Origin of the sequence: Balneola vulgaris DSM 17893, from assembly GCF_000375465.1 — a bacterium.
Taxonomy (GTDB): Bacteria; Bacteroidota; Rhodothermia; order Balneolales; family Balneolaceae; genus Balneola; species Balneola vulgaris.
In genome coordinates this window covers 109,474-134,506 of the sequence record NZ_AQXH01000004.1, presented here as the reverse complement: position 1 = coordinate 134,506, position 25,033 = coordinate 109,474, and the positions used below count along the sequence as shown (strand labels likewise).

Annotated in this window: 28 protein-coding genes, 1 tRNA gene and 1 other RNA gene; 15 read left to right on the top strand and 15 right to left on the bottom strand. The window is 40.4% G+C overall.

The features are described from left to right. Positions 1 to 29 precede the first annotated feature (29 nt). Entirely contained in the window at positions 30 to 500 is a 471-nt protein-coding gene (gene smpB / locus B155_RS0110110) for an SsrA-binding protein SmpB (RefSeq protein WP_018128150.1), read from the top strand. Positions 501 to 569: 69 nt separating this feature from the next. Here the strand turns inward: smpB and rnpB are convergent. The 3 genes from rnpB to B155_RS0110095 form a co-directional block, all read right to left on the bottom strand. Next, an RNA gene (gene rnpB / locus B155_RS13765) (RNase P RNA component class A) lies at positions 570 to 936 on the bottom strand. 123 nt (positions 937 to 1,059) lie between these two features. Further along, positions 1,060 to 1,794: a zinc ribbon domain-containing protein gene (locus tag B155_RS0110100; RefSeq protein ID WP_018128149.1), complete on the bottom strand. Its 735-nt coding sequence runs from the start codon at positions 1,792 to 1,794 to the stop codon at positions 1,060 to 1,062. An 11-nt stretch (positions 1,795 to 1,805) separates the two neighbouring features. Then, entirely contained in the window at positions 1,806 to 2,867 is a 1,062-nt protein-coding gene (locus B155_RS0110095) for a Nif3-like dinuclear metal center hexameric protein (protein WP_018128148.1), read from the bottom strand. A 198-nt stretch (positions 2,868 to 3,065) separates the two neighbouring features. On the opposite strand from B155_RS0110095, the gene B155_RS0110090 reads away from it, so the two are divergent. The 9 genes from B155_RS0110090 to B155_RS0110050 all read left to right on the top strand — a co-directional run bounded on the left by B155_RS0110090 (position 3,066) and on the right by B155_RS0110050 (position 9,480). Continuing rightward, positions 3,066 to 3,764, top strand: a complete 699-nt coding sequence (locus tag B155_RS0110090; RefSeq protein WP_018128147.1) for a YggS family pyridoxal phosphate-dependent enzyme — start codon at positions 3,066 to 3,068, stop codon at positions 3,762 to 3,764. Positions 3,765 to 3,821: 57 nt separating this feature from the next. Next, positions 3,822 to 4,121, top strand: coding sequence for a hypothetical protein (locus tag B155_RS0110085; protein WP_018128146.1), 300 nt, complete (start codon positions 3,822 to 3,824; stop codon positions 4,119 to 4,121). A gap of 8 nt (positions 4,122 to 4,129) precedes the next feature. Further along, a complete protein-coding gene (locus B155_RS0110080) occupies positions 4,130 to 4,483 on the top strand; it encodes a hypothetical protein (protein WP_018128145.1) in 354 nt (117 codons plus the stop codon). A 45-nt stretch (positions 4,484 to 4,528) separates the two neighbouring features. Beyond that, positions 4,529 to 5,212, top strand: coding sequence for a DivIVA domain-containing protein (locus tag B155_RS0110075; RefSeq protein WP_018128144.1), 684 nt, complete (start codon positions 4,529 to 4,531; stop codon positions 5,210 to 5,212). A 16-nt stretch (positions 5,213 to 5,228) separates the two neighbouring features. Further along, entirely contained in the window at positions 5,229 to 6,065 is an 837-nt protein-coding gene (locus B155_RS0110070) for a purine-nucleoside phosphorylase (protein WP_018128143.1), read from the top strand. A 104-nt stretch (positions 6,066 to 6,169) separates the two neighbouring features. Continuing rightward, on the top strand, positions 6,170 to 6,943 hold the full coding sequence (locus B155_RS0110065) for a hypothetical protein (protein ID WP_018128142.1): 774 nt from the start codon (positions 6,170 to 6,172) through the stop codon (positions 6,941 to 6,943). A 145-nt stretch (positions 6,944 to 7,088) separates the two neighbouring features. Beyond that, positions 7,089 to 7,748: a hypothetical protein gene (locus tag B155_RS0110060; protein WP_018128141.1), complete on the top strand. Its 660-nt coding sequence runs from the start codon at positions 7,089 to 7,091 to the stop codon at positions 7,746 to 7,748. Then, positions 7,745 to 8,797, top strand: coding sequence for a sensor histidine kinase (locus tag B155_RS0110055; protein WP_018128140.1), 1,053 nt, complete (start codon positions 7,745 to 7,747; stop codon positions 8,795 to 8,797). The genes B155_RS0110060 and B155_RS0110055 overlap by 4 nt, the downstream gene beginning before the upstream one ends. Next, positions 8,797 to 9,480, top strand: coding sequence for a LytR/AlgR family response regulator transcription factor (locus B155_RS0110050; RefSeq protein ID WP_018128139.1), 684 nt, complete (start codon positions 8,797 to 8,799; stop codon positions 9,478 to 9,480). The genes B155_RS0110055 and B155_RS0110050 overlap by 1 nt, the downstream gene beginning before the upstream one ends. A gap of 13 nt (positions 9,481 to 9,493) precedes the next feature. Here B155_RS0110050 and B155_RS0110045 read toward each other — a convergent pair whose 3' ends face one another. From B155_RS0110045 to B155_RS0110030, 4 genes are read right to left on the bottom strand one after another with little or no spacing between them, the layout of a single operon-like run. Next, positions 9,494 to 9,889, bottom strand: coding sequence for a hypothetical protein (locus tag B155_RS0110045; RefSeq protein WP_157464838.1), 396 nt, complete (start codon positions 9,887 to 9,889; stop codon positions 9,494 to 9,496). Between the two features lie 10 nt (positions 9,890 to 9,899). Then, positions 9,900 to 11,213: a DUF4900 domain-containing protein gene (locus B155_RS0110040; RefSeq protein WP_157464837.1), complete on the bottom strand. Its 1,314-nt coding sequence runs from the start codon at positions 11,211 to 11,213 to the stop codon at positions 9,900 to 9,902. A 9-nt stretch (positions 11,214 to 11,222) separates the two neighbouring features. Further along, positions 11,223 to 11,822, bottom strand: coding sequence for a hypothetical protein (locus B155_RS0110035; protein WP_018128136.1), 600 nt, complete (start codon positions 11,820 to 11,822; stop codon positions 11,223 to 11,225). Next, positions 11,819 to 12,247, bottom strand: a complete 429-nt coding sequence (locus B155_RS0110030; protein ID WP_018128135.1) for a hypothetical protein — start codon at positions 12,245 to 12,247, stop codon at positions 11,819 to 11,821. The genes B155_RS0110035 and B155_RS0110030 overlap by 4 nt, the downstream gene beginning before the upstream one ends. A 411-nt stretch (positions 12,248 to 12,658) precedes the next feature. Between B155_RS0110030 and B155_RS0110025 the strand changes: the two genes are divergently transcribed. Then, complete coding sequence (locus tag B155_RS0110025) at positions 12,659 to 13,747, top strand: alkene reductase (protein WP_018128134.1); 1,089 nt, start codon at positions 12,659 to 12,661, stop codon at positions 13,745 to 13,747. A 69-nt stretch (positions 13,748 to 13,816) separates the two neighbouring features. Here B155_RS0110025 and B155_RS0110020 read toward each other — a convergent pair. The 7 genes from B155_RS0110020 to B155_RS0109985 form a co-directional block, all read right to left on the bottom strand. Further along, positions 13,817 to 13,893 (bottom strand) — tRNA-Arg (locus tag B155_RS0110020). A 39-nt stretch (positions 13,894 to 13,932) separates the two neighbouring features. Beyond that, a complete protein-coding gene (gene queA, locus B155_RS0110015) occupies positions 13,933 to 14,934 on the bottom strand; it encodes a tRNA preQ1(34) S-adenosylmethionine ribosyltransferase-isomerase QueA (RefSeq protein WP_018128133.1) in 1,002 nt (333 codons plus the stop codon). Positions 14,935 to 14,967: 33 nt separating this feature from the next. After that, entirely contained in the window at positions 14,968 to 16,884 is a 1,917-nt protein-coding gene (dxs, locus tag B155_RS0110010; protein WP_018128132.1) for a 1-deoxy-D-xylulose-5-phosphate synthase, read from the bottom strand. An 11-nt stretch (positions 16,885 to 16,895) separates the two neighbouring features. After that, positions 16,896 to 17,096 carry an exodeoxyribonuclease VII small subunit gene (gene xseB / locus B155_RS0110005; protein ID WP_026167308.1) on the bottom strand — a complete coding sequence of 67 codons (201 nt, stop codon included), beginning with the start codon at positions 17,094 to 17,096 and terminating at the stop codon, positions 16,896 to 16,898. An 81-nt stretch (positions 17,097 to 17,177) separates the two neighbouring features. Beyond that, the gene (locus B155_RS0110000) at positions 17,178 to 19,583 is read right to left on the bottom strand and encodes a DNA internalization-related competence protein ComEC/Rec2 (protein ID WP_071594819.1); all 2,406 of its coding nucleotides are present in this window, start codon (positions 19,581 to 19,583) and stop codon (positions 17,178 to 17,180) included. Between the two features lie 42 nt (positions 19,584 to 19,625). Next, positions 19,626 to 20,756: a PQQ-dependent sugar dehydrogenase gene (locus B155_RS0109990; protein WP_018128129.1), complete on the bottom strand. Its 1,131-nt coding sequence runs from the start codon at positions 20,754 to 20,756 to the stop codon at positions 19,626 to 19,628. A gap of 23 nt (positions 20,757 to 20,779) precedes the next feature. Then, entirely contained in the window at positions 20,780 to 21,247 is a 468-nt protein-coding gene (locus tag B155_RS0109985; protein WP_018128128.1) for a thioredoxin family protein, read from the bottom strand. A gap of 121 nt (positions 21,248 to 21,368) precedes the next feature. On the opposite strand from B155_RS0109985, the gene B155_RS0109980 reads away from it, so the two are divergent. From B155_RS0109980 to B155_RS0109970, 3 genes are read left to right on the top strand one after another with little or no spacing between them, the layout of a single operon-like run. Then, complete coding sequence (locus tag B155_RS0109980; RefSeq protein ID WP_018128127.1) at positions 21,369 to 21,809, top strand: hypothetical protein; 441 nt, start codon at positions 21,369 to 21,371, stop codon at positions 21,807 to 21,809. 19 nt (positions 21,810 to 21,828) lie between these two features. Continuing rightward, the gene (locus B155_RS0109975; RefSeq protein ID WP_157464836.1) at positions 21,829 to 22,866 is read left to right on the top strand and encodes a hypothetical protein; all 1,038 of its coding nucleotides are present in this window, start codon (positions 21,829 to 21,831) and stop codon (positions 22,864 to 22,866) included. 47 nt (positions 22,867 to 22,913) lie between these two features. Next, entirely contained in the window at positions 22,914 to 23,117 is a 204-nt protein-coding gene (locus tag B155_RS0109970; RefSeq protein ID WP_018128125.1) for a hypothetical protein, read from the top strand. An 8-nt stretch (positions 23,118 to 23,125) separates the two neighbouring features. Here B155_RS0109970 and B155_RS13295 read toward each other — a convergent pair whose 3' ends face one another. Then, a complete protein-coding gene (locus B155_RS13295; RefSeq protein WP_018128124.1) occupies positions 23,126 to 23,692 on the bottom strand; it encodes a Pycsar system effector family protein in 567 nt (188 codons plus the stop codon). 167 nt (positions 23,693 to 23,859) lie between these two features. Here B155_RS13295 and B155_RS0109960 point away from each other — a divergent pair, with 167 nt between their 5' ends. Then, positions 23,860 to 25,020: a homogentisate 1,2-dioxygenase gene (locus B155_RS0109960; protein WP_018128123.1), complete on the top strand. Its 1,161-nt coding sequence runs from the start codon at positions 23,860 to 23,862 to the stop codon at positions 25,018 to 25,020. The last annotated feature ends 13 nt before the right edge of the window (positions 25,021 to 25,033 follow it).

Below are 25,033 nucleotides of genomic sequence, written 5' to 3'. Positions count from 1 at the left end.
TTCACACGACCTGAGCCCTATATTCTACCATGAGTACGAATAACACACCGACCATACAAAACCGCAAAGCCCGCCACGACTACCACATAGAAAAGACCTATGAGGCTGGGCTTGCTTTACAGGGAACAGAGGTTAAATCTATTCGCCAGGGCAAAGCTTCCTTTACGGATGCCTTCGCTTATATCAAAGATGGTGAAGTGTTTTTAAAAGAGCTTTATGTGAAGCCTTACGAGCACGGCTCCTATTACAATCATGATCCACGTCGTGAGCGCAAATTGTTGCTAAGCAAAAAGGAAATTCGAGAACTCGATAAGTTTGTGCAGCAAAAAGGATTCACTTTAGTTCCTTTGAAGCTCTACTTCACAAGAGGGTTTGCGAAAGTTCAAATTGGGGTAGCCAAAGGTAAAAAGAGCTTTGATAAGCGTGATAGTATCAAAGAAAAGGATGTTAAACGTCAGTTAGATCGCAACATCAAAGGCACCTATAAGGTGAACCTATAGCGTACTGCTTACTTTTAGAATGGCTATACAAAAACAAAGCCCCAACCTTTCGGATGGGGCTTTCATGTATTTGAGAGAAGGCCTATAAGCCGGATTCTGTTCCTCAGTCTATGACTGATTCGGTGATCATTTATCTGGTGCATTCCACCCGATGGCGTTACGACAAGTGGCGCATACCATCCTACATGAACTTGCACCCCGCGAGGTTTACCGTGCCCCCTCTGTTGCCTTCGGGGCGGTGAGCTCTTACCTCACCTTTTCACCCTTACTCCGATAACAATCGGAGCGGTTTGTTTTCTGTTGCACTGTCTGTCTCGCTAACGTTGCCATTAACGATCCTCTGCTTCGCTCGAAAGATCGCAGAGCGCGGTACTTGTTGGTGTCCGGACTTTCCTCCCCATCTCCTAAGAAATGAAGCGATCACCCGGCCTTCTCGATTACAAAGATACAGCTTTATTCGTAATTCAAATAATAAGGCTGATTCAAATAAAAAAGGGAAGCCGTTAAGCATTCCCTTTTAATGTGCTGATCACAGTGTTTAAACTATAAAAACACCATTTTATATCGTTAGTTGCTTCTTAGCTTCGTCAAAGAATGATTGATCTACAACGATACGACCGCTGTTTTCATCAATAATAACTTTATTCATTCTTCTAACTTCAACCTGAGTTTGTGGAGGAAGTGCCATTCCAAAAGCAGCGCCACGATCCATAGCTACAACAGCAATACCGTTGTTAAGCCCTTCACGTAAGCGGTTATAGCTACGTAAATATCTTTGATCTACTTCTTTCTCAACTTCTTTACGCTTCTTAAGCAATGCTTGCTCTTCTTCTTCCGTAGACTTAGTAACCGACTCAAGGCTATCGCTTTTTTCTTCAAGCTCAGCTTTAGCAGCATCTAATTCTTGGCTAGCTTCTTCAATCTCAGGATCGATTTCTTCTTGGCGCTTTTCAATTTCAGCTAAACGCTTTGTTGCGTTTTCTACAACTTGCTTCTGCGCTTCAATTTCTTTGGTTAGTGCGTCGTACTCGCGGTTGTTACGCACAGATAGTTGCTGGTCTTCGTATTTAGAAGTTTTTTCAGCTGAGCTGGCAACTTCTAATTTCAAGTTATCATACTCAACTTGAAGATCTGTTTTCTCTTGCTCTAACTTAGATAACCTTGCTTCTTTTCGAGCGATGTCAGTCTCAATATCTAAGATCTCTTCCGGTAAATCGCCTCTTAATTGCTTAAGCTCGTCTATGCGGCTGTCTATGTATTGTAAATTTGCTAGTTGTTGAAGTGCTTCTTTCATGGATTGCTTCTTCAGCTTGTTTGGATGGATTGGGGTTTATGGTCTGATACATATACTTGCATCGGATTGGTAACAACCTGGGTTACCGTAACGGAAAGGTCGTCGAATGCCTCTGAAATCTCATTTTTCAGGGCTTCTGCTACAGGGAACTCACTTTCGTAATGGCCTACATCTACCAACAAGAAATCTTCTTGCTCGGTAAAGTATTCATGATATTTTATATCAGCTGTTACAAAAGCATCGGCTCCTTTAGCAATGGCTTTATTTTTAAGAAATACACCTGCACCGCCACATACGGCTACTTTTTTGATACGCTCTACATCACCACTAAAGCGGATGGCTTGTACATTTAACGCTTGTGATACCAGGTGTAGAAACTCTTCTTTCCCAACGCCTTCTTCTGGGTAATCGCCTATCACACCCATTCCAAAGTTTTTCGAAGTGGATGCTAAATCGGTTACTTGAAGAGCGCCGTCTTTAATCAGGCCTTCTTTCTTCAGTCCTTTCTTAAGTGCAGGAAGGTTGTGCTTATCAATAATAGCTTCAAAACAACGTAAATCAGCTTCTCTACTTTCAACACTATAATGATGTACGTTCTCGGCCGAGTAGTAATTCAATAGTTTTACCATCGAATCGCTGTTCTCAACTGCGCTAACTAGGCTGATTTTTTTAGAAATCTCGTAGTTCTTAGTAAGGAACTTCAAGTTGTCTAAGCCCAACATATTGGCCAGTACAAATGAAACGCCATCAAGGGCTGCATCTAAGTTTGTATGGGCTACTAATAAACTGATATCGTTCTTAATCAGTTTGTAGATAATTTTACCTTGTTCGTTGGTGGGATTAATACTTCCAATCTTACTAAAGATTAGTGGATGATGAGCAACAATAAGTTCTGCATTGGCAGCAATGGCTTCATCAACAACTGCATCTGTAATGTCTAAGCAGGTGATTACGTTTGTTACCTCTGCATCTGGGTCGCCTACAAGAAGGCCGACATTATCGTAATCCATTTTAGTACCCGGAGGAGCCCACTGGTTAAGGAAGGTAGTGATATGTCGGATCTTGGTTGCCATTTTTATCTATTTACCTCTCTTAAGGTTAAGATAAGTTGGCCCGACGAAGCAGGTATTGGGTTTTTTAAAGTCAGCTTGATCAATAACTAATTTATTTTAGGCTTTCTTTGAGCTTCCAAAAATAAGGTTATTTCATGAATGATAAAAGGATATATTTGTTTTGTTTAAGTAAACTTCACAAAGAAAAAGCGTTTTTAAATGGATAGTCATCAAATCTCTTCCAATTTAGCAACTGTAAAACAACGAATTTCTAAGGCCTGTGCCGATGCTGGCCGCGATCCGAATGAGATCACTCTTGTGGCTGTAAGTAAAACTAAGCCAACAAGTTATATTGAGTATGCTATGGAACATAAGCAAGTTCATTTCGGTGAAAACCGCATGCAAGAGCTGGATGATAAAATGACGGAGTTAGCGGGCAAAAACATCGAGTGGCACATGATTGGCAACCTTCAAACCAATAAAATTAAATTTATTGCAGATCGTGTGCATTGGGTTCATTCCATTGAAAAGTTGAAGTATTTAAAAGAATTTGAGAAACGTGCCGCCGACGCTAATCATCATGTAAAGGCACTTATACAGGTTAATATCAGTAATGAAAAACAAAAGGGCGGCTGTAAACCCGAAGCACTGAAAGACCTTTTACTCGCTTCTCAATCGTTTAAGCATGTTACGGTGTGTGGCCTCATGGGCATGGCTACTTTCACAGATGATGAGAGCGAAGTACGCAGTGAATTCAAATTACTTAAGTCACTATTCGACGAGCATAAACAGTATAGCGAGGGCAGTGTTCAGCTCGAGCACATTTCGATGGGTATGAGTAACGATATGGAAATAGCCATTCAAGAAGGAGCAACTATGCTTCGCATTGGCAGTGATATATTTGGAGCTCGCAACTAAGATTCATTTATTACGTAGTCGGCACCATTAATCTAATCTCAACAAACTTAGGGCGTTATGTTATTTGGTTTACCTTGGTGGGCTCTCATCCCACTTTCCGCAATTATTGGTGGTTTATTTATAGAGTACCGCAAACAAGAACTCAAAGCCGAAGAGAAGCGCATGGCGAGTTCAAAAGAGATCAATGAACTTCGAAAGATTATTCACAATCTGAAAGGTCGCATTGATGATTTAGAAGCTACCGTTTCATCAAATGCGGCTACACAAAAGAAAAAGGTTCCCTTAGATGACATCGAAATAAAAGATGATTACCATCAAGAACCCCCTTCGGCATCTGGAACTAGAACAAACGCATAGAGGAAGTTATGGGAGAAGAAGAGTTTATAATAGCCCTAGTGGGCATAGTTTTTGGTACAGGTTTCACGATGTTTCTATTTTGGAATATCTTCAGCATCGTGAAAACTTGGTTGAACCGTAAAAGCGGTACAAGCCAAGGTGAGATCAATCCTCAATTTTTTAAAGCTCTGGGTGATTTCAAAAAAAGCACCGAACGCCGTATTGCTAATTTAGAAAGCATTGTTGCCGAGCTGGAAGAAGAAAAAATTCGTATTCACGAGAACCCAAATGCTACTGGCGAAATAGAGATTGAAGAACCAGAAATCCGCACATCATCAAAAGATGATAACAACAATAACTTGCGGAACATGTTAAATGAATAAATAGTACTTTCATGTAGCTTAGGTTCACTTAAATTCATTGCTCTTATGAAACTTACACCCCTAGAAATTAAGCAACAGCAATTCGAGAAAGCACTTCGCGGTTATGATGTAACCGACGTTCAGTCTTTTCTTACGCTAGTTTCTAATGAAGTAGAACACCTCCTTAATAAAAACAAAGAACTTGAAGATCAGATCGAGAAATTGAATGATCGAGTTCGACATTATGAACGTGTTGAAGAAGCTTTACACGAAACACTTCAAACCACAAAAGAATCGGTAGCCCAAAAACTGGACGGGGCAAAAACAGAAGCTGACAATCGTATTGCGAAAGCAGAGATGCAGGCCGAAGCAATTATTAAGGATGCGAACCACCAACGTCTTCAAATTCGCCAGAATATTCTTCGACTACTGGATAAGCGTGAAGAAATTATAGCTGGCATGAGTTCTTACCTCGAAAACTCAATGAAATCATTAGATCAGTTTGGTAAAGATGAAGCGGGGGTATACTCGGTTCCTAAAGAGGAAGCTCTTATCCAAAGTGAAGTTCAGGAAGAGGAAACTACTTCAAGTGATGACCAAGACGTGGAAGCTGAGGAAACGGAAAACAAATCTTCTCGCTTTCAATTAGATATGGAAACGCCAGACAATGAATCTTCATTAGAGGATGAAGATCATGCCTACCCACCTGGTAGTGACCGATTAGACGACATATTGGACGAATTAGACTAACTAACAATTTTAGAACATGGCATTTGACACTGTTGAAGAATTCCGCGCTAAACGCAGTGAAGCGGTACAATACATTCAATCTCAAACAGATTTCACTCCTGAATACCTCATTATTTTAGGTACCGGTTTAGGCCAATTAGCCGACGAAATTGAGGTTACACATGCTATCGAATACACCGATATCCCACACTTTCCAACCTCCACGGTAGAAAGCCACGCCGGAAAGTTGTTATTCGGCACCCTTGGCGGGAAAGCAGTAGTAGCTATGCAGGGACGTTTTCATTTCTATGAAGGCTATACCATGCAGCAAATTGCATTTCCAGTACGCGTGGCAAAGATGCTTGGCGCCCATACTCTTTTTGTGAGTAACGCTTGTGGTGGAATGAACACCAACTTTGAAGCGGGTGATATCATGATGATTAATGATCACATCAACTTCTTAAGCGACAACCCACTTATTGGCCCCAACGACGATCAATTAGGTCCACGTTTCCCAGATATGAGTGAGCCATATACCGAGCGTTTGATGGATATTGCTCGAAATGTGGCACTTGAGAAAAACATTCGGATGCATGAAGGTGTTTATCTTGCTATTTCTGGTCCGATGCTTGAAACCAAAGCAGAGTACCGATATATGCGCCAACTTGGCGCTGATGTTGTTGGAATGAGCACCGTTCCGGAAGTAATTGCCGCCGTTCATATGGGCATGGATGTTCTAGGAATTTCAGTGATTACTGACGAATGCTTCCCAGATGCTTTAAAACCCATTAATCTTGAACAAATTTTCGCTGCAGCGGCCGTCGCCGAGCCTAAATTGACGCAAGTTATGGTGAATGTTTTAGAGCGACTTTAAACAACTTTTTATCCACAAAAATCGTTATTTTTCCACACGCTATTGTGTTGTTGATAAAAAATCGTTTTCTATCAACAACCTAGATAATTGTAGTAAAAGCGCTTATGAGTATTGACGGTTTCGATGGTGAGCTTTGGGACGAATTTCGTTGGGAAGCCCACCTCGATGAAGTAGAAAAAAAGAGTGAACAACTCCGCAAATTCATCTCCTCTGATCAAAAAGGCACAGTACCCCGCTGGATAACTTTGCTTAAGGAAAGTTTAAGTGAAGATGACGCCTTTGAGGCCTATGTAGAAGAAGAACTTCTTCTCGATGAAGCTTATTTCCCTGAAGAAGAAGATGACTGGGAAGATGAAGACGATTTCGACGAAGAGGATTTCCTCTTTGGAATGGATAGTGACGATTTATTCGACTTAGGCGATGAAGACTCGGACGATTATGATGCCGGAGAAGAGTGGAAGAGCTTAAGTGAAGAATTCGCCCTTTCTGATAATGGTTCGCTCGATAACCTAAAGCTCTTTATTGATGCCCGTGAGCTTGCTGTAGACACCTTAAAGTGGGCCGAGACTATTGCGCCTACCCTTCAAAATGAAGCCTTCCTAAATTATGTAGGGGATAGCTTAAAGATTGCAGCTAAACTTGCTGGCGGATACTCTTTTGGTTTCGAACACGAGTATATAGGAGCCAACATTGCTTATACTAAAAAGGCACTGAAATACGCTAACGCTGCACTTTCGAATTTACAGACACTAAAAGGAGCTCAAATCTTTACTGCTCCTGAATATGCTGAATACCACGCTCGTCTTTTTGAATTGAGAAACGATGTTGGGATTTACGTTCAGCAACTGAGAGATCGATTTAACTCAGCTTTTGATTAAAAATTAGCAAGGAGATGAAATTTCATCTCCTTTTTTCTTCTGTACTTCGCTTTTCATCGAGAATATCCTATTGTTCATCGAATACTTTTCACCCAAGGATTATAGGTTCGTTTATTTGACATGAACTTTAATCAATCAAAGATTCATGAAAACCAAGTACACACTTTTACATACCCTAATATTTACATCTGTATTGATATCGGGCTGCTTTTTGCAATCTGTGCACCCACTTATCACTGAAGAACAAGCCATGTTGATGCCTCAGCTTGAAGGCTCTTGGGAAGATGGCGATAACCGATGGACTTTTTTCCGTAGTGAAGCGCAATCACCCGGATTAGATATAGATCAATTTGACGATCTAGGAGATATAGAATTAGAAACGGATTCAAATGGTCGACGCTATATTACCAACCCAAATATGTATTTGGTGTATATCGAAAGCATCGATGGATCTGAAAACCCCTCTTTACTGTTAGGATATTTTGGGGAAGTAGGCGAAGCTACTTATTTAGATTTAACAGTAGTTAGCTATGGCGTTGATCCCAGTTTTGAGAACTGGCATACCTTCCCCGTTCATACTTTCTCTAAGATTGAATATGTAGATGAGCAGTTACACATCAGCATATTTGATAGTGAATGGATACAAGAACTAATCACCTATAATCGTGTTCGTATCAAACATGAAAACATAAATGGTGAAGTTTTGATTACTGCTTCAAATAAGGAATTACGCAAGTTTGTGCAGAAATTCAGCGACGAGGAAGAAGCATTTGCCGACCCTATTAAATTAAATAAGGTGCAATGATTTCGGCAGCTAGACACATCATTACATCAAGAATCACCCAAAGTCTTATCTATTGGGTGATATCTTTTGCAATCTGTTTACAGATATTTAGTCGAGCGGATGAGATCTTAATCATTGATTACATTTATGTGTTCTTATTCCATATCCCATTTTTCGTAGTGGTTACTTTAAATACCTTTAGTGCCATTCCCTACTTTTTAAAGCGCTACGGTATTTGGGTTTATCTGATCATGATCATTCCCTTTTATGGGATTACAGTTGGATTATATCAATTGGCCTTTGGCCCAATAGCAGAGTTTTTATTTCCTTCTTTTTATTTCGTTGCTATACATAGCCCATTAGAGTTGTTTGGCATAATGATGATTTACTTGGTGAGTTCATCGCTCATTGAGTTTTCGAAATCATGGTTCAAGGAAAAGGAAGCTCAATTGGAAATAGCCAAGCTAGAGGATGAGCTTTCAAAAAATGAACTTAGGTTATTGAAGGCTCAAATTAATCCCCATTTTTTGTTTAACACTTTGAACTCTATTTACGGTGAGGCCCTTCAGAAGTCGGATAAAGCACCGAACATGATACTAACCTTATCTGAGATGCTTAGGTATGTGGTAGATAATATTGAAAATGAACAAGTGCCTCTGGAAGATGAGCTTAGCTATATCACAAACTATGTGGAGTTACAAAAAAGTAGACTCTCTCATCCTAATCGCGTGAATTTTTCCTGTAAGGGTGATGCTTCAAATTATACTATTGTCCCATTACTGCTTATCAACTTTGTTGAAAACTGTTTTAAACACGGCACTGTTTCAGGCTTACAAGATTTCATTGATATTGAGTTAACCGTTCAAAACCGAGTACTAAGGCTGAATACCAAAAACTCTGTGAATACTACGGAGATCACTGAGCCCCAATCAGATTTAGCTGAAATCCAAAAAGTAGGGTTCCATAACACCGTGCGAAGGCTGGAAGTTTATTATGAGGATAACTATGAGTTGAACTTCGAAGCTAAGCCTCTTACTTACGAACTTACATTAACCGTACAACTAAGCTAATGCGTTGTTTAATCATTGAAGATGAACCCATCGCTCGAAATATACTTAAGGGGTATATAGAGGACGTGCCGCATCTTGAATTGGCAGGAGAATGTGAAAATGCATTGGAAGCTTTAGAATTTTTGAAAAATGAATCGGTGGAGCTTCTTTTTCTAGACATCAATATGCCAAAGTTAAGCGGGATAAGCTTTTTAAAGACATTGAATAATCCCTCAGCTGTGATTTTAACTACGGCCTATGCTGAATTTGCACTGGAGAGCTACGACTTAGGCGTGATCGATTATCTACTCAAACCTTTTTCATTTGAGCGGTTTTTAAAAGCGGTTCAAAAAGTAGCTCAAGTTTCTAAACCTACATTGCCGAATAAAACAGAAGGTTTTTTAATCGTTAAGTGCGATGGAAAAACCTATAACCTAAAGCACTCATCCATTTACTATGCAGAGTCGAAAGGGGACTACATAACCCTAGTAAATGAAGAGCACACCCTAACCTTCAATAAGACCATGAAGGGTTTAGAGGAGGAACTTGGAGGGCATTCATTTCAACGTGTGCACAAATCTTACCTCGTAAATATGGAGCATGTGCGATTTGTTGAAGGCAACATCATCCATATACACACAAAAGAAATACCCATCGGCAATCATTATAAAGAGAGCTTTATGAATGCCTTTTCAAGGCAGTAAATAGAAACGGAACTTAGTTAGCTGAAGCGCCGAAGGGAACAGCAGGTAATTCTATTTCTTTGCCTTGTATTCTAACCTGACGGGGGAGTTCTTCACGCAAAGTTCTGTCGGGGAACTCCAACTCAAAATTATACTGAAGGATGCGACCTTTATAGAATTGGCCAAAATTTACCGTTACCGAGAACACACTGTCTTTTGGAGAAGTGTCTTTTAAATAAAGCTTAGGGGCACTATTTAGTGGTGGGAAGCCACCTAAAACTCTAATTTTGTCTTTCGTTGGATCAAATAGCTTCTGCTCCATAGCATCAGCCATATCAATCTGAAAAGTTATTTTTGTTTGAGCTTCTGCATCCTCAATGATCAATATTGAGCAGAATATAAGGGTCAATAAAACTACTAAGTATTTCATGTCTAAAAGCTTAATTAGATGCTAATTCATCGTCTTTGTTCACAACTCTATCTTTCCATGAAAGAATAGAAAACACACTTTCTCTTGGGAAATGAGGCGGAATAGAATACCTCAATCGGTCATCATAGTTATACTTCTTTGCATAACCCGTGTCTCCAGTCCAACTGCCAAAAGTTCCTACAGGACCTCTACTCTTTTGAATGATACCACCCAATAGGTTCAGGTTTCCTTTAAAACCATTTCGGTTATAATCCTCTACTACAAATGAATCTCCAAGTGCCATAATTGAGCCGTGTAAAGTCAGGTCACTGGATCCATTATCGGCATGTGCATTTTTATCAACAATTACATTCTTCTCGCTTACCAGACCGAGTAAATCAGTGGAGTTTGGATTGGTTCGAGGATCATCCACGTATTCGATGTCACCCAAGATTTCCATATTTTCTTTAGAGTGAAGAGTGATCGGTCCTTTCACTTTCCCTTTCACAAAGGCTTCACGAGAAGTAGATATTAAACCTTTATGTACTGAAGCTGGATAATTAACTCCACTACCCCATACATTGTTGGCATAATCGTACTGATAAATATTCACACTTCCATTACTTTGAAATAATGCGATAATCGCTCTATCAAAATGGAGACCTTCTGTTTTAGCACTTCGTTCTAAGTTTGAAATCTGTGTGGCTCCAGGCAGATTTTTAACAGGCGAGTTAAAGTCTGTAGTACTTTGGAAGTCAGGGTTATCTCCCAAAAGGTTTCTACTTCTCCACATACTTGGGCTTGTTACGGCTCCGTAAAAAGTAGGGGTTCCAGAAATATGAAAAGCATCATTTGTATGAACAGGACCTGTAATCTCATCCTTACTGTGGAAATAAATATCGGCACCACCTAATAGCGTACTTTTTTCAATATCACTGAAGTAAGAGTATTTTGAAAAGGAATCACGGCGCATCATTACTTCGGTAATTACTTCATAGCCATCATACGTGGCTTTACTGTATAGTAAAATCTTATAAGAATCCCAGCCTCCTTCACCCACTGTAATACCGTCAGGGTAACTAGAACTTCTAGCATCATATACTTCTAACTCAGCCTCTCCTGGGAGTAAATCTCCAGACTCTAAACTGCCTGTCCATTCGTTGTCGATGGTCAGTTTCTCGATGGCCGTTGTGATTAAACTTACCGATGAGTTACGTGCTTGAACTTCAGCAACGCTTTTCTCTGATTTGCCCGGTAACATACCGGCTCTCTTGTTGTTAGATGCAATGATGATGCCGGCTAAAATAACCAGTCCACTCACCAGTAATAACATGGAACGTCCCATAGTCTCTCCTTAAAACATTAAGTTGTTTGGTATAATCGTTCGCTTCCAAACGGAACGATAATAATTGGCCTCACCCGCTCTATTGGTGTAGTATGGCTCTCCTGATTCTTGCACGATTTCTATTTCAATCTGCTTAATTACATTAGGATCGGTGGTTGCCTGACCCTGCCCATTAAAATATTTCAACTCGAAATGGGTAACGGTATAAGTACTAATCTCTTCGTCACCAGTTCCACCGTTTGGGGTGGGGTCCCAGGTTCGAGTTAAGATGTAATCATTAGGGTTGGTGGTTGAACCAGCGGCAGTGTTGCTAAATGTCCATACAACCACATCATAATCTAAGTTCTTTGTTTCATCTCCATCAAAAATATCGCCTTTGAACTTCATGGTAGTGCCTGTGTTTATCAGGAAGTTATCAGCAGTACCGGTGTTATAGCCAAGACGAGAGATGTCGTTAGTGAGCACTGTAACAAGATCATCAATTTTGTTTTGAGCAATTACACTAGTGGTTGTCTCTATGGTAGAGTTCATCACTGAGTTGTTAAATGCCAAAACGGAGATGAGCATAAGCCCACCTATCACAAAACTTGTTACAATACCTACATTCATTTTTCAAATGCCTTTATATACTTCAACTCAACCTGAACATTTGGACTAATACTTTTATTAATTACTTTAACCGTAATCAGATATCGGTTTACAAGGAGGTCGTTTTCTTTAATTAATTCTGAGGTAGCTTCCATAGTGAACTGGTCATTATACTGGTCGCTGCTACCATACGATTCAATAATGGTTCTTGGGTAGTTCGTATACTTATAAGAATTGCTACCTGCTTTCAATACTTGCTCGCTATCTCTACTTAACAATTTTACTTGATCAATTTCATTTTGTGCAATGGCTATAGCACGATATTCAATATCCGATCTCACTACAGTATCTGAAGTATTCATAAAACTCTTTGCAGTGTTGGTTGTCAACATTGAAAAGATGATCATTGCAGCTGATAAATAAATAATGTCTGTATAGTCACTCATTGAAATGTCCTAAATGGTTTTACTGATTACGAAGATTGTCTCTCTTTGGATTATTTTATCCACAATCATTAACGGCATAAAGATACGACTTATAAAGGCCACAACTAGCTAATTGGGATTAGCCTTTATTAATGTTAATGCCGTTTTAAATGCTTTTATAAGCTGTTTTTGCCTCTTTTCATTTACGCACAATGGTAGTTAGTTTTGATGCGTAATTATTATAGATGAACTAAATTCTCCACAGGTCATTAGTTGTTTATGCAACTTAACCCGCTATATAGCAGTGGTTTACCACTCTATAGGGATTCACCATTCAACCCCCTGACAGCTTAAAATTTCGAAACGAATGGGCATGATTTTTGTTTAATGTTTTATAGTTCAATGTTAAACTAAATATCAAAAACCACAATAATGCAACTATTAGAATCCTTTCAACTAGCTTCACTTTCTCTAACAAACAGAATTGTGATGGGACCAATGACTAGAAATAGAGCCAGCGAAGGTAACACACCAAACGACTTAATGACCACCTATTACCGCCAGCGTTCGAGTGCTGGACTGATCATTACGGAAGCCACCCAGATTTCTGAACAAGGAATCGGATATCCGAATACCCCAGGGATCCATACTAAAGAACAAATTGAAGGCTGGAAGCCGATTAACACTGCTGTACACGATGAAGGCTCTGCCATTTTTCTTCAATTGTGGCATGTAGGTCGTGTTTCCCATTCTGATTTTCATAACGGCGACTTACCCGTAGCTCCATCGGCGATCCCTGCTGAAGGCAAAGCATTTACCCCAACAGGCTTCAAAGACTTTGAAACTCCTAGAGCACTAGATACGGATGAAATTCCAGGTATTATTGAAGACTTTCGCCAAGCTGGATACAATGCAAAAGAAGCAGGCTTTGACGGTGTAGAACTACATGCTGCAAACGGTTATTTAATTAATCAGTTTTTGGAAGATGGCTCCAATACTAGAGATGATCAATATGGTGGATCCATAGAACAAAGAGCCCGACTCTTATTCGAGGCATTGGATGCGTTGCTTGAAACTATGGATGCGAGCCAAATTGGAATCCGTCTTTCGCCAAATGGGTATTTTAATGGCATGCACGATTCGAACCCACAAGAGTTGTACACCTATGTATTGAATAAACTAAGTGAGTACAATCTTGCCTATGTTCATTTTGTGGAAGAAGAGCGACCTGAAGGCGAACGCTATGCTCACTATCCTAATAATGTATTAGACACTTACGGTCCAGCATACAACGGAAACATTATTGTATGTGGAAATATGACAAAGGAGAAAGGAGAGGCGTTGATTGAAGCTGGAAAAGCGGACCTTATTGCCTTTGCTCGAGATTATATTTCAAATCCTGATTTACCGACTCGGTTTGCGGAGGGCATAGACTTAACCCCTGCCGATCAATCTACGTTTTATGGGGGCGGCGCTGAAGGGTATACCGATTATGAGTTTGCAATGGCCCCTACGGTTTAGTTTTCTGTTCATTTGGTTCATATAAACAAAAAAAGCCACTTCTATAACAGGAAGTGGCTTTTCTGATTTTGGTACGCCCGGGAGGGTTCGAACCCCCAACCCCCAGAGCCGAAATCTGGTACTCTATCCAGTTGAGCTACGGGCGCATATTTAAGAGCGACAAATATAGTAATCTTATCTTTCAGTTACTTAATTAACATAGCGTCGCCGAAGGAATAAAACCTATACTTCTCCGAGATTGCATGCTTGTAAACTCTATGCATTCCCTCAAAGCCCATCAACGCTGAAACAAGCATAAGTAACGTGCTTTTGGGAAGGTGGAAGTTGGTAACGAGTGCATCAACCGCTTTGAAAGTGTAACCCGGAGTTATAAAGATATCGGTATCACCATTTTGGGGCTCGAAGCTTCCTTGATCTGAAGCCAACGACTCTAACACTCTCACACTCGTTGTACCTACCGCTGTGATGTGCTTCGCAACGGTTAGTTCTTGTGCCGTTTCTGGAGTTAGTTGATACCATTCGCTATGCATTACATGCTCATCCAATTCCTCTGTTTTCACTGGAGCGAATGTTCCTAACCCTACATGCAGTGTAACTTCAGATCGATGAATGCCTTGGCTTTCTAATTTCTCCAGTAGCTCGTCGGTAAAGTGAAGACCCGCTGTTGGAGCTGCTTTACTTCCTAAGTCTTTAGCATACACTGTTTGATACTCAGACGCTAAGGATTCGTCTTGCTCTATATAAGGGGGAAAAGGCGTGAACTTATAATCCTGCAGTTCGGCACTGTCTAAGTTGTGGCTGAGCTGAAGTGTTCTCAATCCATCTTCGGCTACATGAGTAACTGTGGCCGTTACTTCCTCGGTTAACTGAACAACTTTACCGACTTTGAACTTCTTGCCCGGTCGCACAAGGGCTTCTATAGTGGTGTCGTTTCGAACGGAGGTTACAAACAGTTCTTTTTTCCCTCCATCAAACATCAGGCGGCACTTTTCCACTTTGCTGTTATTTACAACAAGGCGAGTGGACGTATCAAGATACTTCCCAATGTTATAGAAATAGTCGTCGGTAATGGTTTTAGTGGCTCTATCATACACCAACAAACGGGCATGGTCGCGCGGATTTGCAGGCGACTGTGCGATGAGTTCTTCAGGTAGATGATAGTCGAAATCAGAGAGGGTGTAATTCATTCCTCAAAGATAAAGGCTTTTAGACTTCTTTACTTATGAAACCTTCTCTAAAATCGATAACACGGCAGCTTTTACGCCTTCAATACCAATTCCTACTTCATTATGAAGTTCTTCTTGGGTTCCATGTTCAACTATACGATCTGGAATTCCTAGAATCTTAAGCGTTGGTCTGTCTCGTTTCTCCACTAGATATTCGGCTACGGCACTACCAAAGCCACCCAGACGCGCGCCGTCTTCGATAGTGATGATATGGTCATATTCCTGACATATCTGATCTAAGAGCTCAATATCGAGCGGTTTCGCAAATCGCATATCATAATGCCCAATCTCTATACCTTCTTCTGAAAGCTGATTGGCTGCAGTAGTGACATATTTACCAATAGGTCCGAAGCTTAATACTGCTACATGATCCCCTTTTCGAAGTGTAACGCCTTTACCAATTTCCATGGTTTCAAAGCCTTCAGGCACTACCATTCCTGTTGCTTTACCACGAGGGTATCGTATAGCCCATGATGCGTCTTCATACGTAGAAGCGGTGTACATCATGTCTCTAAGTTCTTTTTCGTTTAGAGGAGAAGAGATTACCATATTTGGAATCGCTCTCATAAAACTGATGTCGTAGGCACCATGGTGAGTTGGACCATCTGCACCTGCAAAACCAGCTCTATCAATACAGAATACTACGGGTAATTTCTGAATAGCTACATCATGTACAAGTTGGTCGTAACCTCTTTGTAAGAATGATGAATAGATGGCACAGAATGCTTTTTTACCTTCGGCTGCAAGTCCTGCTGCAAAAGTAACGGCATGTTGTTCTGCAATTCCAACGTCAAAGGCTCGGTCTGGAAAGGTGTTCATCATCGGCCATAAACTCGAACCACTTGGCATCGCTGGCGTCATGCTCACAATGCGTTCGTCTTTTGCCGCTAACTCAACCAGTGCTTCACCAAATACATCTTGGTATTTTGGAGCGCCTTTGGTTGCTGGCGCTGGGTTGATGGCTTTACCCGTGATTTTATCAAAAGGACTACTTGAGGCATGCCATTTTGTTTGCTCGCGTTCAGCAGGAGCAAAGCCTTTTCCTTTTACTGTAACTACATGAAGTAACTTTGGACCTTTTACCGTTTTAAGGTCTTCTAAAGTTTTGCGAAGTCCATCAACATCATGGCCGTCGATTGGGCCGTAGTATTTAAATCCAAGTGCTCTAAAAAGGGATCCAGGTGTTAAAGCGGCCGTAACTGCATTTTCTAAGCGTGATGCCACCTTACGCATTTTATCACCTGCAGCTTTGAAGTGCCCCAACATATCGTAAATCTCGTCACGCATTTTGTTGAAGGTCTTGCTGGTAGTGATGTCGGCTAAATATTCTTTTAAAGCACCCACATTAGGATCGATGCTCATATTGTTGTCATTCAAGATCACCAATACATCACTGTTCATAGCTCCGGCATTGTTCAAGCCTTCAAATGCTAAGCCTGCGGTCATGGAACCATCGCCAATTACGGCTACAACTTTTCGATCTCCTTTGTCTAAGTCGTTCGCTACCGCCATACCTAATGCTGCAGAGATAGAAGTTGAGGAGTGTCCCACCCCAAAGGTATCGTATTCACTTTCAGATCTTTTTGGAAATCCTGAAAGTCCGCCATACACACGGTTTGTATGAAATTGCTCTCTTCGACCTGTTAAAATCTTATGACCATAAGCTTGATGGCCTACATCCCAAACCAGTCTATCTTCGGGTGTATCGTACACATAATGAATAGCTGTAGTCAATTCAACCACACCTAAACTCGCCCCAAAATGACCTCCGTACACGGAAACCATATCGATGATATACTCTCTTAATTCATCACAAACTTCTTGTAAGTCTTCCGGCTTTAATTTCCTTAAGTCGTTGGGTGAATTTATAGTAGCCAGCAATTTGCCTGGCTCAGGTCTGCGTTTTTCCATATCAATGATAATTAGCTATTAGCTTCGTTCACCTGCTCAATTCTTAATTCAGCATCATTCAGGATCTCTGAACAAAAACGGGAAAGCTTAACTCCTTCTTCATACAATTTAACCGATTGCTCCAACGTGATGGATTCATCTTCTAATTGGGAGACTATTGTTTCCAGTTCTTTTAAAGCCTCCTCGAAGCTTGGGCGTTCCTTTTGATCCATTAAATTTTCTTGTGTATCTCTAGATTTTTTGAATTGTTCCCTAAAGTAAGGGTTTATATTGTAAAAGGCTCGTGTTGCCATCTAGTACCAATGAACCCTTTTTAAATGTTTTCCATTCGACTGGAATATCAATGCGCGGTCTCTACTGGTGTAATAGATTTCGGGAACAAATGCCTTTAAACGTAGAACGGCTTCTGCATGTGGGTGCCTAAATCGATTTTGTTCAGCTACAGAAACGATGGCTATCTCAGGGGTTAATTGTTGAATGAATTCAATGGTAGAACTCGTATTACTCCCATGATGACCGACTTTCAACACATCAATATCTAGCAGGGAAGCATAATTGGAAAGAAGCCTACGTTCTTGGTGTTCTCCTGCATCGCCTACAAATAGAAACTCGTTTTCTCCATATATTAAGTTCAAGATTAAAGAGTGTTCGTTCGGATCATCGCCCACCAAATTTTGAGGACCTAACACCATCGCTTTTGTTGACGCATCTAAGTTTAGGAAATCGCCCGATTGTAGTTGTCGTATCGGGAGTTTCATTTTTTTGGCGAGGGTAAGATACCTTTGGTATAATTCTGAATCGTATCTATAGCCTGAATGATAAAGAGTGTCGATGGGGATGGATTTCATTAACTCAACAATACCACCGATATGATCTGCATGTGGATGTGAAAGAAACACACCATGAATCCTTTCCACGCCTTTAAATTTTAAATAAGGAAGGATTACATACTGAGCCGAATTACCACTTGGCGACCAAACACCCGCATCAATGAGAAAGGTTTTTTGATCTGGAGTGTGTACAACTGCGGCGTCGCCTTGACCTACATCTAAAAATACCACTTCCAAAATGGGTGTACTTCTTTTCTCGTGAATTTGAAGAATGAGGAATACGCCTATCAAAGCGAGAAATATTCGTAAGTACTTCCATTTAATAGCCGACTGTCTCCATGAGGCTACTAATGCAACGGCAGAAATCCATAAAAGAAATATCCATAAACTCGGCTTATCAACGGTATGCCACGACCATTGATACGTTGTTGAATACTGAACAAAGGCCTGCATCCATTCTAAAAAATAGTTAACGGGGAGAATGAGTAATTCCGACAAAGGCATCCATATAGTAGAAACAAGAAGTGCTAACAATGCTAAGGGCACTACCAATGCCAAAAGGGGTACAAAAAGGGCATTAGCAATGGGACTGATTAAGGATATTTCTCCGAAATAATAAGCCTGAAGTGGATAGAGCCCTAGTTGAACGATTACGGAAAGAATCACAGCCATCAAAGGAGCGCCAAACCATTTAAGCCGGACCCAATAGGGTAGGGTATTTTGTACAACAGGCAATACCAATAGGATGATAAAGACTGCAGAAAAAGAAAGCTGAAATCCGATCTCGAAAAGTTGGCTTGGTTTCCATATCAGTATCACGATGGCGGCAAAAGCAGTTAGATTTATGGAGTCGGCATTTTTAGAAAAGAGTTTGCCATACGTTAAAAACAAAGCCATTGCAGAGGCCCGAATCACCGGAGTTGAAAAGCCTGTTAAGCCGGCGTAAAAGATTAAAAGTGCCCCAAGTAAAAGGAAGCCTATTTTCTTTCCATTTTTAAATGACCAGAGCCACGGCATAATGATCCAAAACGGAGTAATCACCAGCCCCACATGTAAGCCAGAGACGGCCATAATATGGGATAGCCCTGCTCTTGAAAAAGCCTCGCGAGTAGGTTGTTCAATAGATGATTTATGTCCTAGTAGTAGGGCTTTGGCAATGGGAGCTACAGAAGAGGTGAGCAGTGTGTCTAACTGCTTAAGTGCTTGCAATCGAAGCCAAGTCCAGCTCCATGTGTTAATGTGTTTCTGAATTGCATATACAGAGTCTACTTTAACTTGGGTGTAGATTTCCTGGCTAGCTAAGTACTTTTTGTAATCAAATGCGCCGGGATTTCTTCGTTCTTGAATAGGAACCACCTTTGCTAATGCACTTACACGATATCCCAGTTGTAAATGCTCCCCTTCTTCATCCAAAAGCATTCTCGTTTTAAAACTATCGTCTAACTGCAGGCCATCTACTAATTCAATATTGTATACCGAAACATCCGCTCTATATGCGCCGCTATTTGATTCAGATAATCTATATACCTCGCCCTCTATTTTAATCTCTTCCCAGGGAGAACTATGCAGTATTTGCTCCGAGAGTGTATTTCCCCCATTTGACCTCAATCCATGCAATGACATCCCAACTCCTAAAATGGCGAGTATATATAGAATGGAACTTAATCTACTTAAAACTAGAAATACTCTAGATTGCAGTATCCATTCAGAAAGTATAATTGAGAAGATTACAAGAGAAGTAGCTATTGAGCTGTATAAAGAGGGGATTTCAAACTGATGTGAAATGATAATCCCAATAGAAAAGAGAAGGGCAAGCCGTACGGCAGGGTACTGCTCGAAAGGGAAGTGGTATGTAGAGCGCCGCTTCATGGAGGTTAGACCTCCACAAAGACGGCTCCTTACAAATAAATATTACGATTGAGGCTCGATTCGGTAAATGCCTTTGCCTTCAACAGCAACATAGATGTAACCATCCGGTGCTTGGCGAACATCACGTACACGACCAATATCATTTAAAACTTCCGTTCTATTGGTTACTTCCATTCCGTCCATTTCAACAAGTACTACATAACCAAATTTTAATGAACCCACTAAGGCATGGCCTTTCCAGTTTGGATACATGTCACTGGTTACAAAAGCTAAGCCTGAAGGAGCAATTGAAGGATCCCAATAAGTTTGAGGCTGCTCCATCCCTTCTTTTTCGGTAAGATCTGTGAACGAAGTACCATTGTAGTTGATACCGTAGCTGATTACTGGCCAACCATAGTTTTTACCAGCACGGATGTGATTTAACTCATCTCCGCCTCTTGGACCATGTTCATGTGCCCATATATCTCCTGACTCAGGATGGGTAGCCATTCCCTGCGGGTTTCTATGGCCATAAGAATATACCGCTGATTTCGCTCCTTCTTGATCTACAAAAGGATTATCGGAAGGTATTCTACCATCGTCATGAAGGCGGTAGATTTTACCTGCATCACGGGATAAATCTTGTGGGTTTTCGTCTCTGTTCCCTCGGTCACCTACAGAAAAGTATACATATCCATTGTCATCAAATGCGATTCGGCTACCGTAATGTTGGCCTCTAGTTGTGTTCGGAGTGGCTTTATATAATACTTCTTGATCAACCAAAGCATCGCCATCTATTTTAGCACGCATAAGCGCCGTATTTGCACCATCGCCACTGCCTTCCGTAGATGAATAGGTGATATAGATCCAACCGTTGTTAGCATAATCTGGGTGTAGTACAACATCTAGTAAACCACCTTGGCTACGCGCATAAATATCGGGTAAGCCTGATAGTTCTGCTACTAATGCACCATCACGAACATGAAGTAATTTTCCTGAACGTTCGGTTACAAGCATATCACCATTTGGAAGCCATGCCATTCCCCAAGGTACCGATACTCCATCAAATACAAGTACAGGCTCATAGGTTGGAGGATTAGCAGCAGGGTCTGTTGTATTACTTTCTGCCTTATCTACACAAGCTAAACTCAATACGAGTAATGAGAGTGCTGTTCCGAGTTTAAACCATTTCATTATAAATCACCTTCTATTGTTGATTAAGATTCGTTGCGGTATAAAAATTGACGGAGCTCATCAATATTCATGAAGCCTGTTCGCTTTTTCACCACATCTCCATTTACATCTAGTACTAGTACGGTAGGAAACGCATATGCGCCTTTCGCTCTAGCAAAGTCTCTTGCTGTGGTAGTCGTTCCATTGAACGTAACCATTTCTTCGGAATTTCCATCTAATTTTACAGGAATATATCCTTGGTCTATAACTACTCGCACGGTGGTATCAGGGTATACTTCACGCTCCATGGCTCGGCAATATTTACACCCTACCTCATATACATCCACCATGATTAGCTTTCCAGTATCAGCGGCCATATCTCGGGCTTCTTCAATGCTTACCCAATTTGGAGCGTTCTCAATTTCCATGGGCGCCGTCTTCTTTAAAGAAGTAACTAGAAATACTCCTAAGAATATTACGATACCTGTTATAATCACATACTTTTTCTTCATGAAGTGCTCAAGATTTGAAGTTCAATCAAAGATACGTTTATCAGCGTCACTTTAAAATAAGGAACTTGAGGGGGAATGTGCAGGTTAAACCGATACTAACCCTAATAAAACGGAGTAACTCATGAAAAAACTAGTACTTTCAATATTCGGATTTTGTGTATTGGCACTTAGTGCCCCGGTTCAAGCACAATCAGATAATGCTCATACTTTAATTAAAGAGCATATTAATGAAATGGTTGTAACTGTTGAAAAGAAAGAAACGACTACAGAAAAAAGAGCAGCATTAAATGAATCTTTAGACGAGATGATTGCTGCAATCGATAAAGTAAGCAATATGAAAGCAGTACCTACTGCCGACAAAGAAGGTCTTAATGCTTTTAAAACTACCCTAGAAGACCGAAAGAATGAACTAAATGGCGCAGAAGGATTTGAAGCTGTTCCTGCTAATCAACTAAACGATTACGCTAATTTCATTCAGCAAGATTTAGAGCAAGCAGATCGTGTTGTAACATTAAGTCTTACTACCGCTCTATTAATTGTACTTATTTTATTACTCCTATAATCAATATCAGGAGTAATAGATGAAAAGAATAAGTGATCTAACTTTAATCACATTTCTAACTTGTTTTATGCTGGCAGGATGTAGTTCTACGGAAAAATTGACTTCATCCGCCGGCTATTCAAGTACTTCCCCATCTCCAAAGTATTCTGTGATATATGTTATTCATGGAGACGCTAATTATTTATATCACGAAAATGGTAAAGCATACCAAGCCGACCAACAAGCTTTAATGAATGCATTGAAAGCAGGGCAAAATGCTACACAGGGTGAAGTGTTCATTTTTCACCAACGACCAGAAAAGAAAGTGTTGTTCTTTTTCCCACAAAAAGATCGTGTATTCTATCATTACAAAAGCGGTAAGCTGATCCAAAAACAAAAGTATTCTTCCGAATACGGCGATTTAACACACGAAGCGAATTTATTTAAAGAATATTCAGACCCTGAACCTTCACGCACTTTTTTTTATTACTTGGGTCATGAAATCCCAACCAAGCAAGGCTCAAGTTACCATACAAGTCAACCAAATCTAAGCTTCGACAGTCATCAATTTGCTAAGAATTTGAGATTATTTTCGGACAGCATCGCATTAACTGTGCTATCCACTTGTAATAATGCCAACCCTCTTATGTTGAATTTACTGGCCCCCATTACCAAAGCTGTTGTAGCTTCACCTCAGAATCTTCACTTATCTTACATGGATGTTAATAGTGTTTCTGCACTAGAAGAAGATCCTACTATTCCCGCACAAGAGTTGGCCGAGATTATTTCACGAAGCTCATTTCAAGAATTATCCGACAAATTATATACGGCTGTTACTGTTGCTCATTACGACATGAGCAAAGTGAAATTATACATATCCCCCTTATCGAAGGCTTACGAGCAGCACCTTGTTGATGTAGAAAAATCACCTCGTTTTACCGACAATATTGATTGTGCTGATTTAGATAATTTGAAATCTTATATCAAAGATGATGGAGTAACACTATTCCATAAACCCGCTAGTTTCGGACGAAATAAATCTAACTCTTCCCATTCGGGTTGGGGCTGTAAAGAGTAGCCACTTTATAAACGAATCTCTTATCTTTGCCTTCAAACAAAGGAAGTATGAAAGAAATTGAAGCGTATAAACTTGGGAATATCCAAGTAACCGTTACCGAAACTGATAAGCCTAACAAACTCTTAGTGAGCTGTAATAACGGAGAATTCAAGTCAGAATTCACGGTGAGTCCCTATGAGTTTGAGAACTATCGTCGACTTATGAACCAACGCATCTCTAGGGCTTTTTCAGGAGCATCAGACGCTGAGTAATAAGCTTATTATTGTGATATCATCACAAACACAAAGATAAAGCTGAGTACCGAGAGCACTAAGCCTACCATAAATATATTATAGGCTATTCTGAGTAGACGATACTTTTTAGCAAGCACCACACCTAGGCCATGTAAATCTCGCGCCATATTATCATAGAGGCGCTCACTGTCCATCATCAGTTCTTCCATGCCTTCCACATAATCGGCCCGTGGCATGGTGTAAAAGTTTCCGAAGAATAGAATATTTGCCCGGTTTGCACGCACATCTTCAAGGGTAACTTTTTCTTTGCTTACTCTTGGTCGTGCAGATAACACCGCATAAACCATAGAACCAAGGCAAGTAATTAAGAGAACAGAAGTTGGGAGCAACAACCAGGGATTGGAATCAATTTTTGGCGAAATAGATGCAATAATAATGGAAATGATAATTCCATTTATACTGATCATAATGTTCGACTTATTATCGGCTATCCCACTTAGGTCCATGTGGGTACGGTAGGAAGTACGGAACATATCCGAAACGCCACGTTTTCTTGAACCTAATTTTTTCGATGTATTATTCTCTTCAGACATAAGATGATATTTGAATTGCTACGAATATATAAAATAAAGCATAAATAGCAGTTCTTATCCCCAAAATAGCTAAGAAGATAAATTAGTTGTCTTAACAACTTTTTTGTGCGAAATTTATTACAATTACATATACTGATTCAAGTATCCGTGAATTAAAATTTAGCATCATGCCTATTTATCATCGCTTAGGAAAAATCCCACCCAAGAGGCATACCATCTTCGAAAAACCGAATGGTGGGTTATACTACGAGCAACTTTTTGGCACTATTGGTTTCGACGGTATGTCGACCTTGATGTATCATATTCAACGCCCTACGGCGGTTAAGGAAATTGGTGAGGCTATCGACCTAACCCCAAAAATTGCTATCAAGAATAACATCACAGCACGCATGCTGAAAGGGCTGGAAGTAGAACCCAAGGATGATTATTTAGAAAGTAGAGTGCCGATTCTTACCAATAGTGATGTTACCATCCACTTAGCGGCGCCACGAAAATCACTTACTGAATATTTCTATAAAAACACGGATTCTGATGAGTTGATTTTTGTTCACCGTGGCAGCGGTACATTACGCACGATGTTAGGGAATATTGATTTTGTGGAGGGTGATTATCTTTTGATTCCTCGGGGCATGATTTATCAGATTAATTTTAACGATGAAAATAACCGGCACTTTATCACGGAATCGCATGTGCCTATTTATACTCCTAAACGATATCGTAACTGGTTCGGCCAGCTTTTAGAGCACTCACCTTATTGTGAACGTGATTATAAATTACCTTATGAGCTAGAGACCCACGATGAGAAAGGTGATTTTTTAATGAAGATTAAAAAGCAGGGCATGCTTCATCAACTGCATTATGTTTCGCATCCCTTTGATATAGTAGGGTGGGATGGATATAACTTCCCTTATGGATTTTCAATTCACAACTTTGAGCCTATTACCGGACGCGTTCATCAACCGCCTCCCGTGCATCAAACTTTTGAGACTTCTGCTTTTGTAGTGTGCTCTTTTGTACCTCGTATGTACGACTATCACCCGAAGGCCATTCCGTCGCCGTACAATCATTCTAACATCGATTCTGACGAAGTGATCTATTATGTAGATGGTGATTTCATGAGTCGTAATCATGTTGAACAGGGGCATATTTCATTGCACCCAGCAGGGATTCCTCATGGTCCACACCCAGGAGCCTATGAACGTAGTATTGGGCAAAAAGAGACCAAAGAGTATGCTGTTATGGTGGATACTTTTAAACCATTGATGGTAACGGAAGACGCACTGAAGCTAGACGATGGCGAGTATTACCAATCGTGGCTAGATCATTAAACATTAACTTTCT

Bases quoted from the DNA above. Each gene is read 5' to 3' on its own strand.
- smpB (WP_018128150.1), top strand. From the start codon at position 30: ATGAGTACGAATAACACACCGACCATACAAAACCGCAAAGCCCGCCAC.
- B155_RS0110100 (WP_018128149.1), bottom strand. From the start codon at position 1,794: ATGAAAGAAGCACTTCAACAACTAGCAAATTTACAATACATAGACAGC.
- B155_RS0110095 (WP_018128148.1), bottom strand. From the start codon at position 2,867: ATGGCAACCAAGATCCGACATATCACTACCTTCCTTAACCAGTGGGCT.
- B155_RS0110090 (WP_018128147.1), top strand. From the start codon at position 3,066: ATGGATAGTCATCAAATCTCTTCCAATTTAGCAACTGTAAAACAACGA.
- B155_RS0110085 (WP_018128146.1), top strand. From the start codon at position 3,822: ATGTTATTTGGTTTACCTTGGTGGGCTCTCATCCCACTTTCCGCAATT.
- B155_RS0110080 (WP_018128145.1), top strand. From the start codon at position 4,130: ATGGGAGAAGAAGAGTTTATAATAGCCCTAGTGGGCATAGTTTTTGGT.
- B155_RS0110075 (WP_018128144.1), top strand. From the start codon at position 4,529: ATGAAACTTACACCCCTAGAAATTAAGCAACAGCAATTCGAGAAAGCA.
- B155_RS0110070 (WP_018128143.1), top strand. From the start codon at position 5,229: ATGGCATTTGACACTGTTGAAGAATTCCGCGCTAAACGCAGTGAAGCG.
- B155_RS0110065 (WP_018128142.1), top strand. From the start codon at position 6,170: ATGAGTATTGACGGTTTCGATGGTGAGCTTTGGGACGAATTTCGTTGG.
- B155_RS0110060 (WP_018128141.1), top strand. From the start codon at position 7,089: ATGAAAACCAAGTACACACTTTTACATACCCTAATATTTACATCTGTA.
- B155_RS0110055 (WP_018128140.1), top strand. From the start codon at position 7,745: ATGATTTCGGCAGCTAGACACATCATTACATCAAGAATCACCCAAAGT.
- B155_RS0110050 (WP_018128139.1), top strand. From the start codon at position 8,797: ATGCGTTGTTTAATCATTGAAGATGAACCCATCGCTCGAAATATACTT.
- B155_RS0110045 (WP_157464838.1), bottom strand. From the start codon at position 9,889: ATGAAATACTTAGTAGTTTTATTGACCCTTATATTCTGCTCAATATTG.
- B155_RS0110040 (WP_157464837.1), bottom strand. From the start codon at position 11,213: ATGGGACGTTCCATGTTATTACTGGTGAGTGGACTGGTTATTTTAGCC.
- B155_RS0110035 (WP_018128136.1), bottom strand. From the start codon at position 11,822: ATGAATGTAGGTATTGTAACAAGTTTTGTGATAGGTGGGCTTATGCTC.
- B155_RS0110030 (WP_018128135.1), bottom strand. From the start codon at position 12,247: ATGAGTGACTATACAGACATTATTTATTTATCAGCTGCAATGATCATC.
- B155_RS0110025 (WP_018128134.1), top strand. From the start codon at position 12,659: ATGCAACTATTAGAATCCTTTCAACTAGCTTCACTTTCTCTAACAAAC.
- queA (WP_018128133.1), bottom strand. From the start codon at position 14,934: ATGAATTACACCCTCTCTGATTTCGACTATCATCTACCTGAAGAACTC.
- dxs (WP_018128132.1), bottom strand. From the start codon at position 16,884: ATGGAAAAACGCAGACCTGAGCCAGGCAAATTGCTGGCTACTATAAAT.
- xseB (WP_026167308.1), bottom strand. From the start codon at position 17,096: ATGGATCAAAAGGAACGCCCAAGCTTCGAGGAGGCTTTAAAAGAACTG.
- B155_RS0110000 (WP_071594819.1), bottom strand. From the start codon at position 19,583: ATGAAGCGGCGCTCTACATACCACTTCCCTTTCGAGCAGTACCCTGCC.
- B155_RS0109990 (WP_018128129.1), bottom strand. From the start codon at position 20,756: ATGAAATGGTTTAAACTCGGAACAGCACTCTCATTACTCGTATTGAGT.
- B155_RS0109985 (WP_018128128.1), bottom strand. From the start codon at position 21,247: ATGAAGAAAAAGTATGTGATTATAACAGGTATCGTAATATTCTTAGGA.
- B155_RS0109980 (WP_018128127.1), top strand. From the start codon at position 21,369: ATGAAAAAACTAGTACTTTCAATATTCGGATTTTGTGTATTGGCACTT.
- B155_RS0109975 (WP_157464836.1), top strand. From the start codon at position 21,829: ATGAAAAGAATAAGTGATCTAACTTTAATCACATTTCTAACTTGTTTT.
- B155_RS0109970 (WP_018128125.1), top strand. From the start codon at position 22,914: ATGAAAGAAATTGAAGCGTATAAACTTGGGAATATCCAAGTAACCGTT.
- B155_RS13295 (WP_018128124.1), bottom strand. From the start codon at position 23,692: ATGTCTGAAGAGAATAATACATCGAAAAAATTAGGTTCAAGAAAACGT.
- B155_RS0109960 (WP_018128123.1), top strand. From the start codon at position 23,860: ATGCCTATTTATCATCGCTTAGGAAAAATCCCACCCAAGAGGCATACC.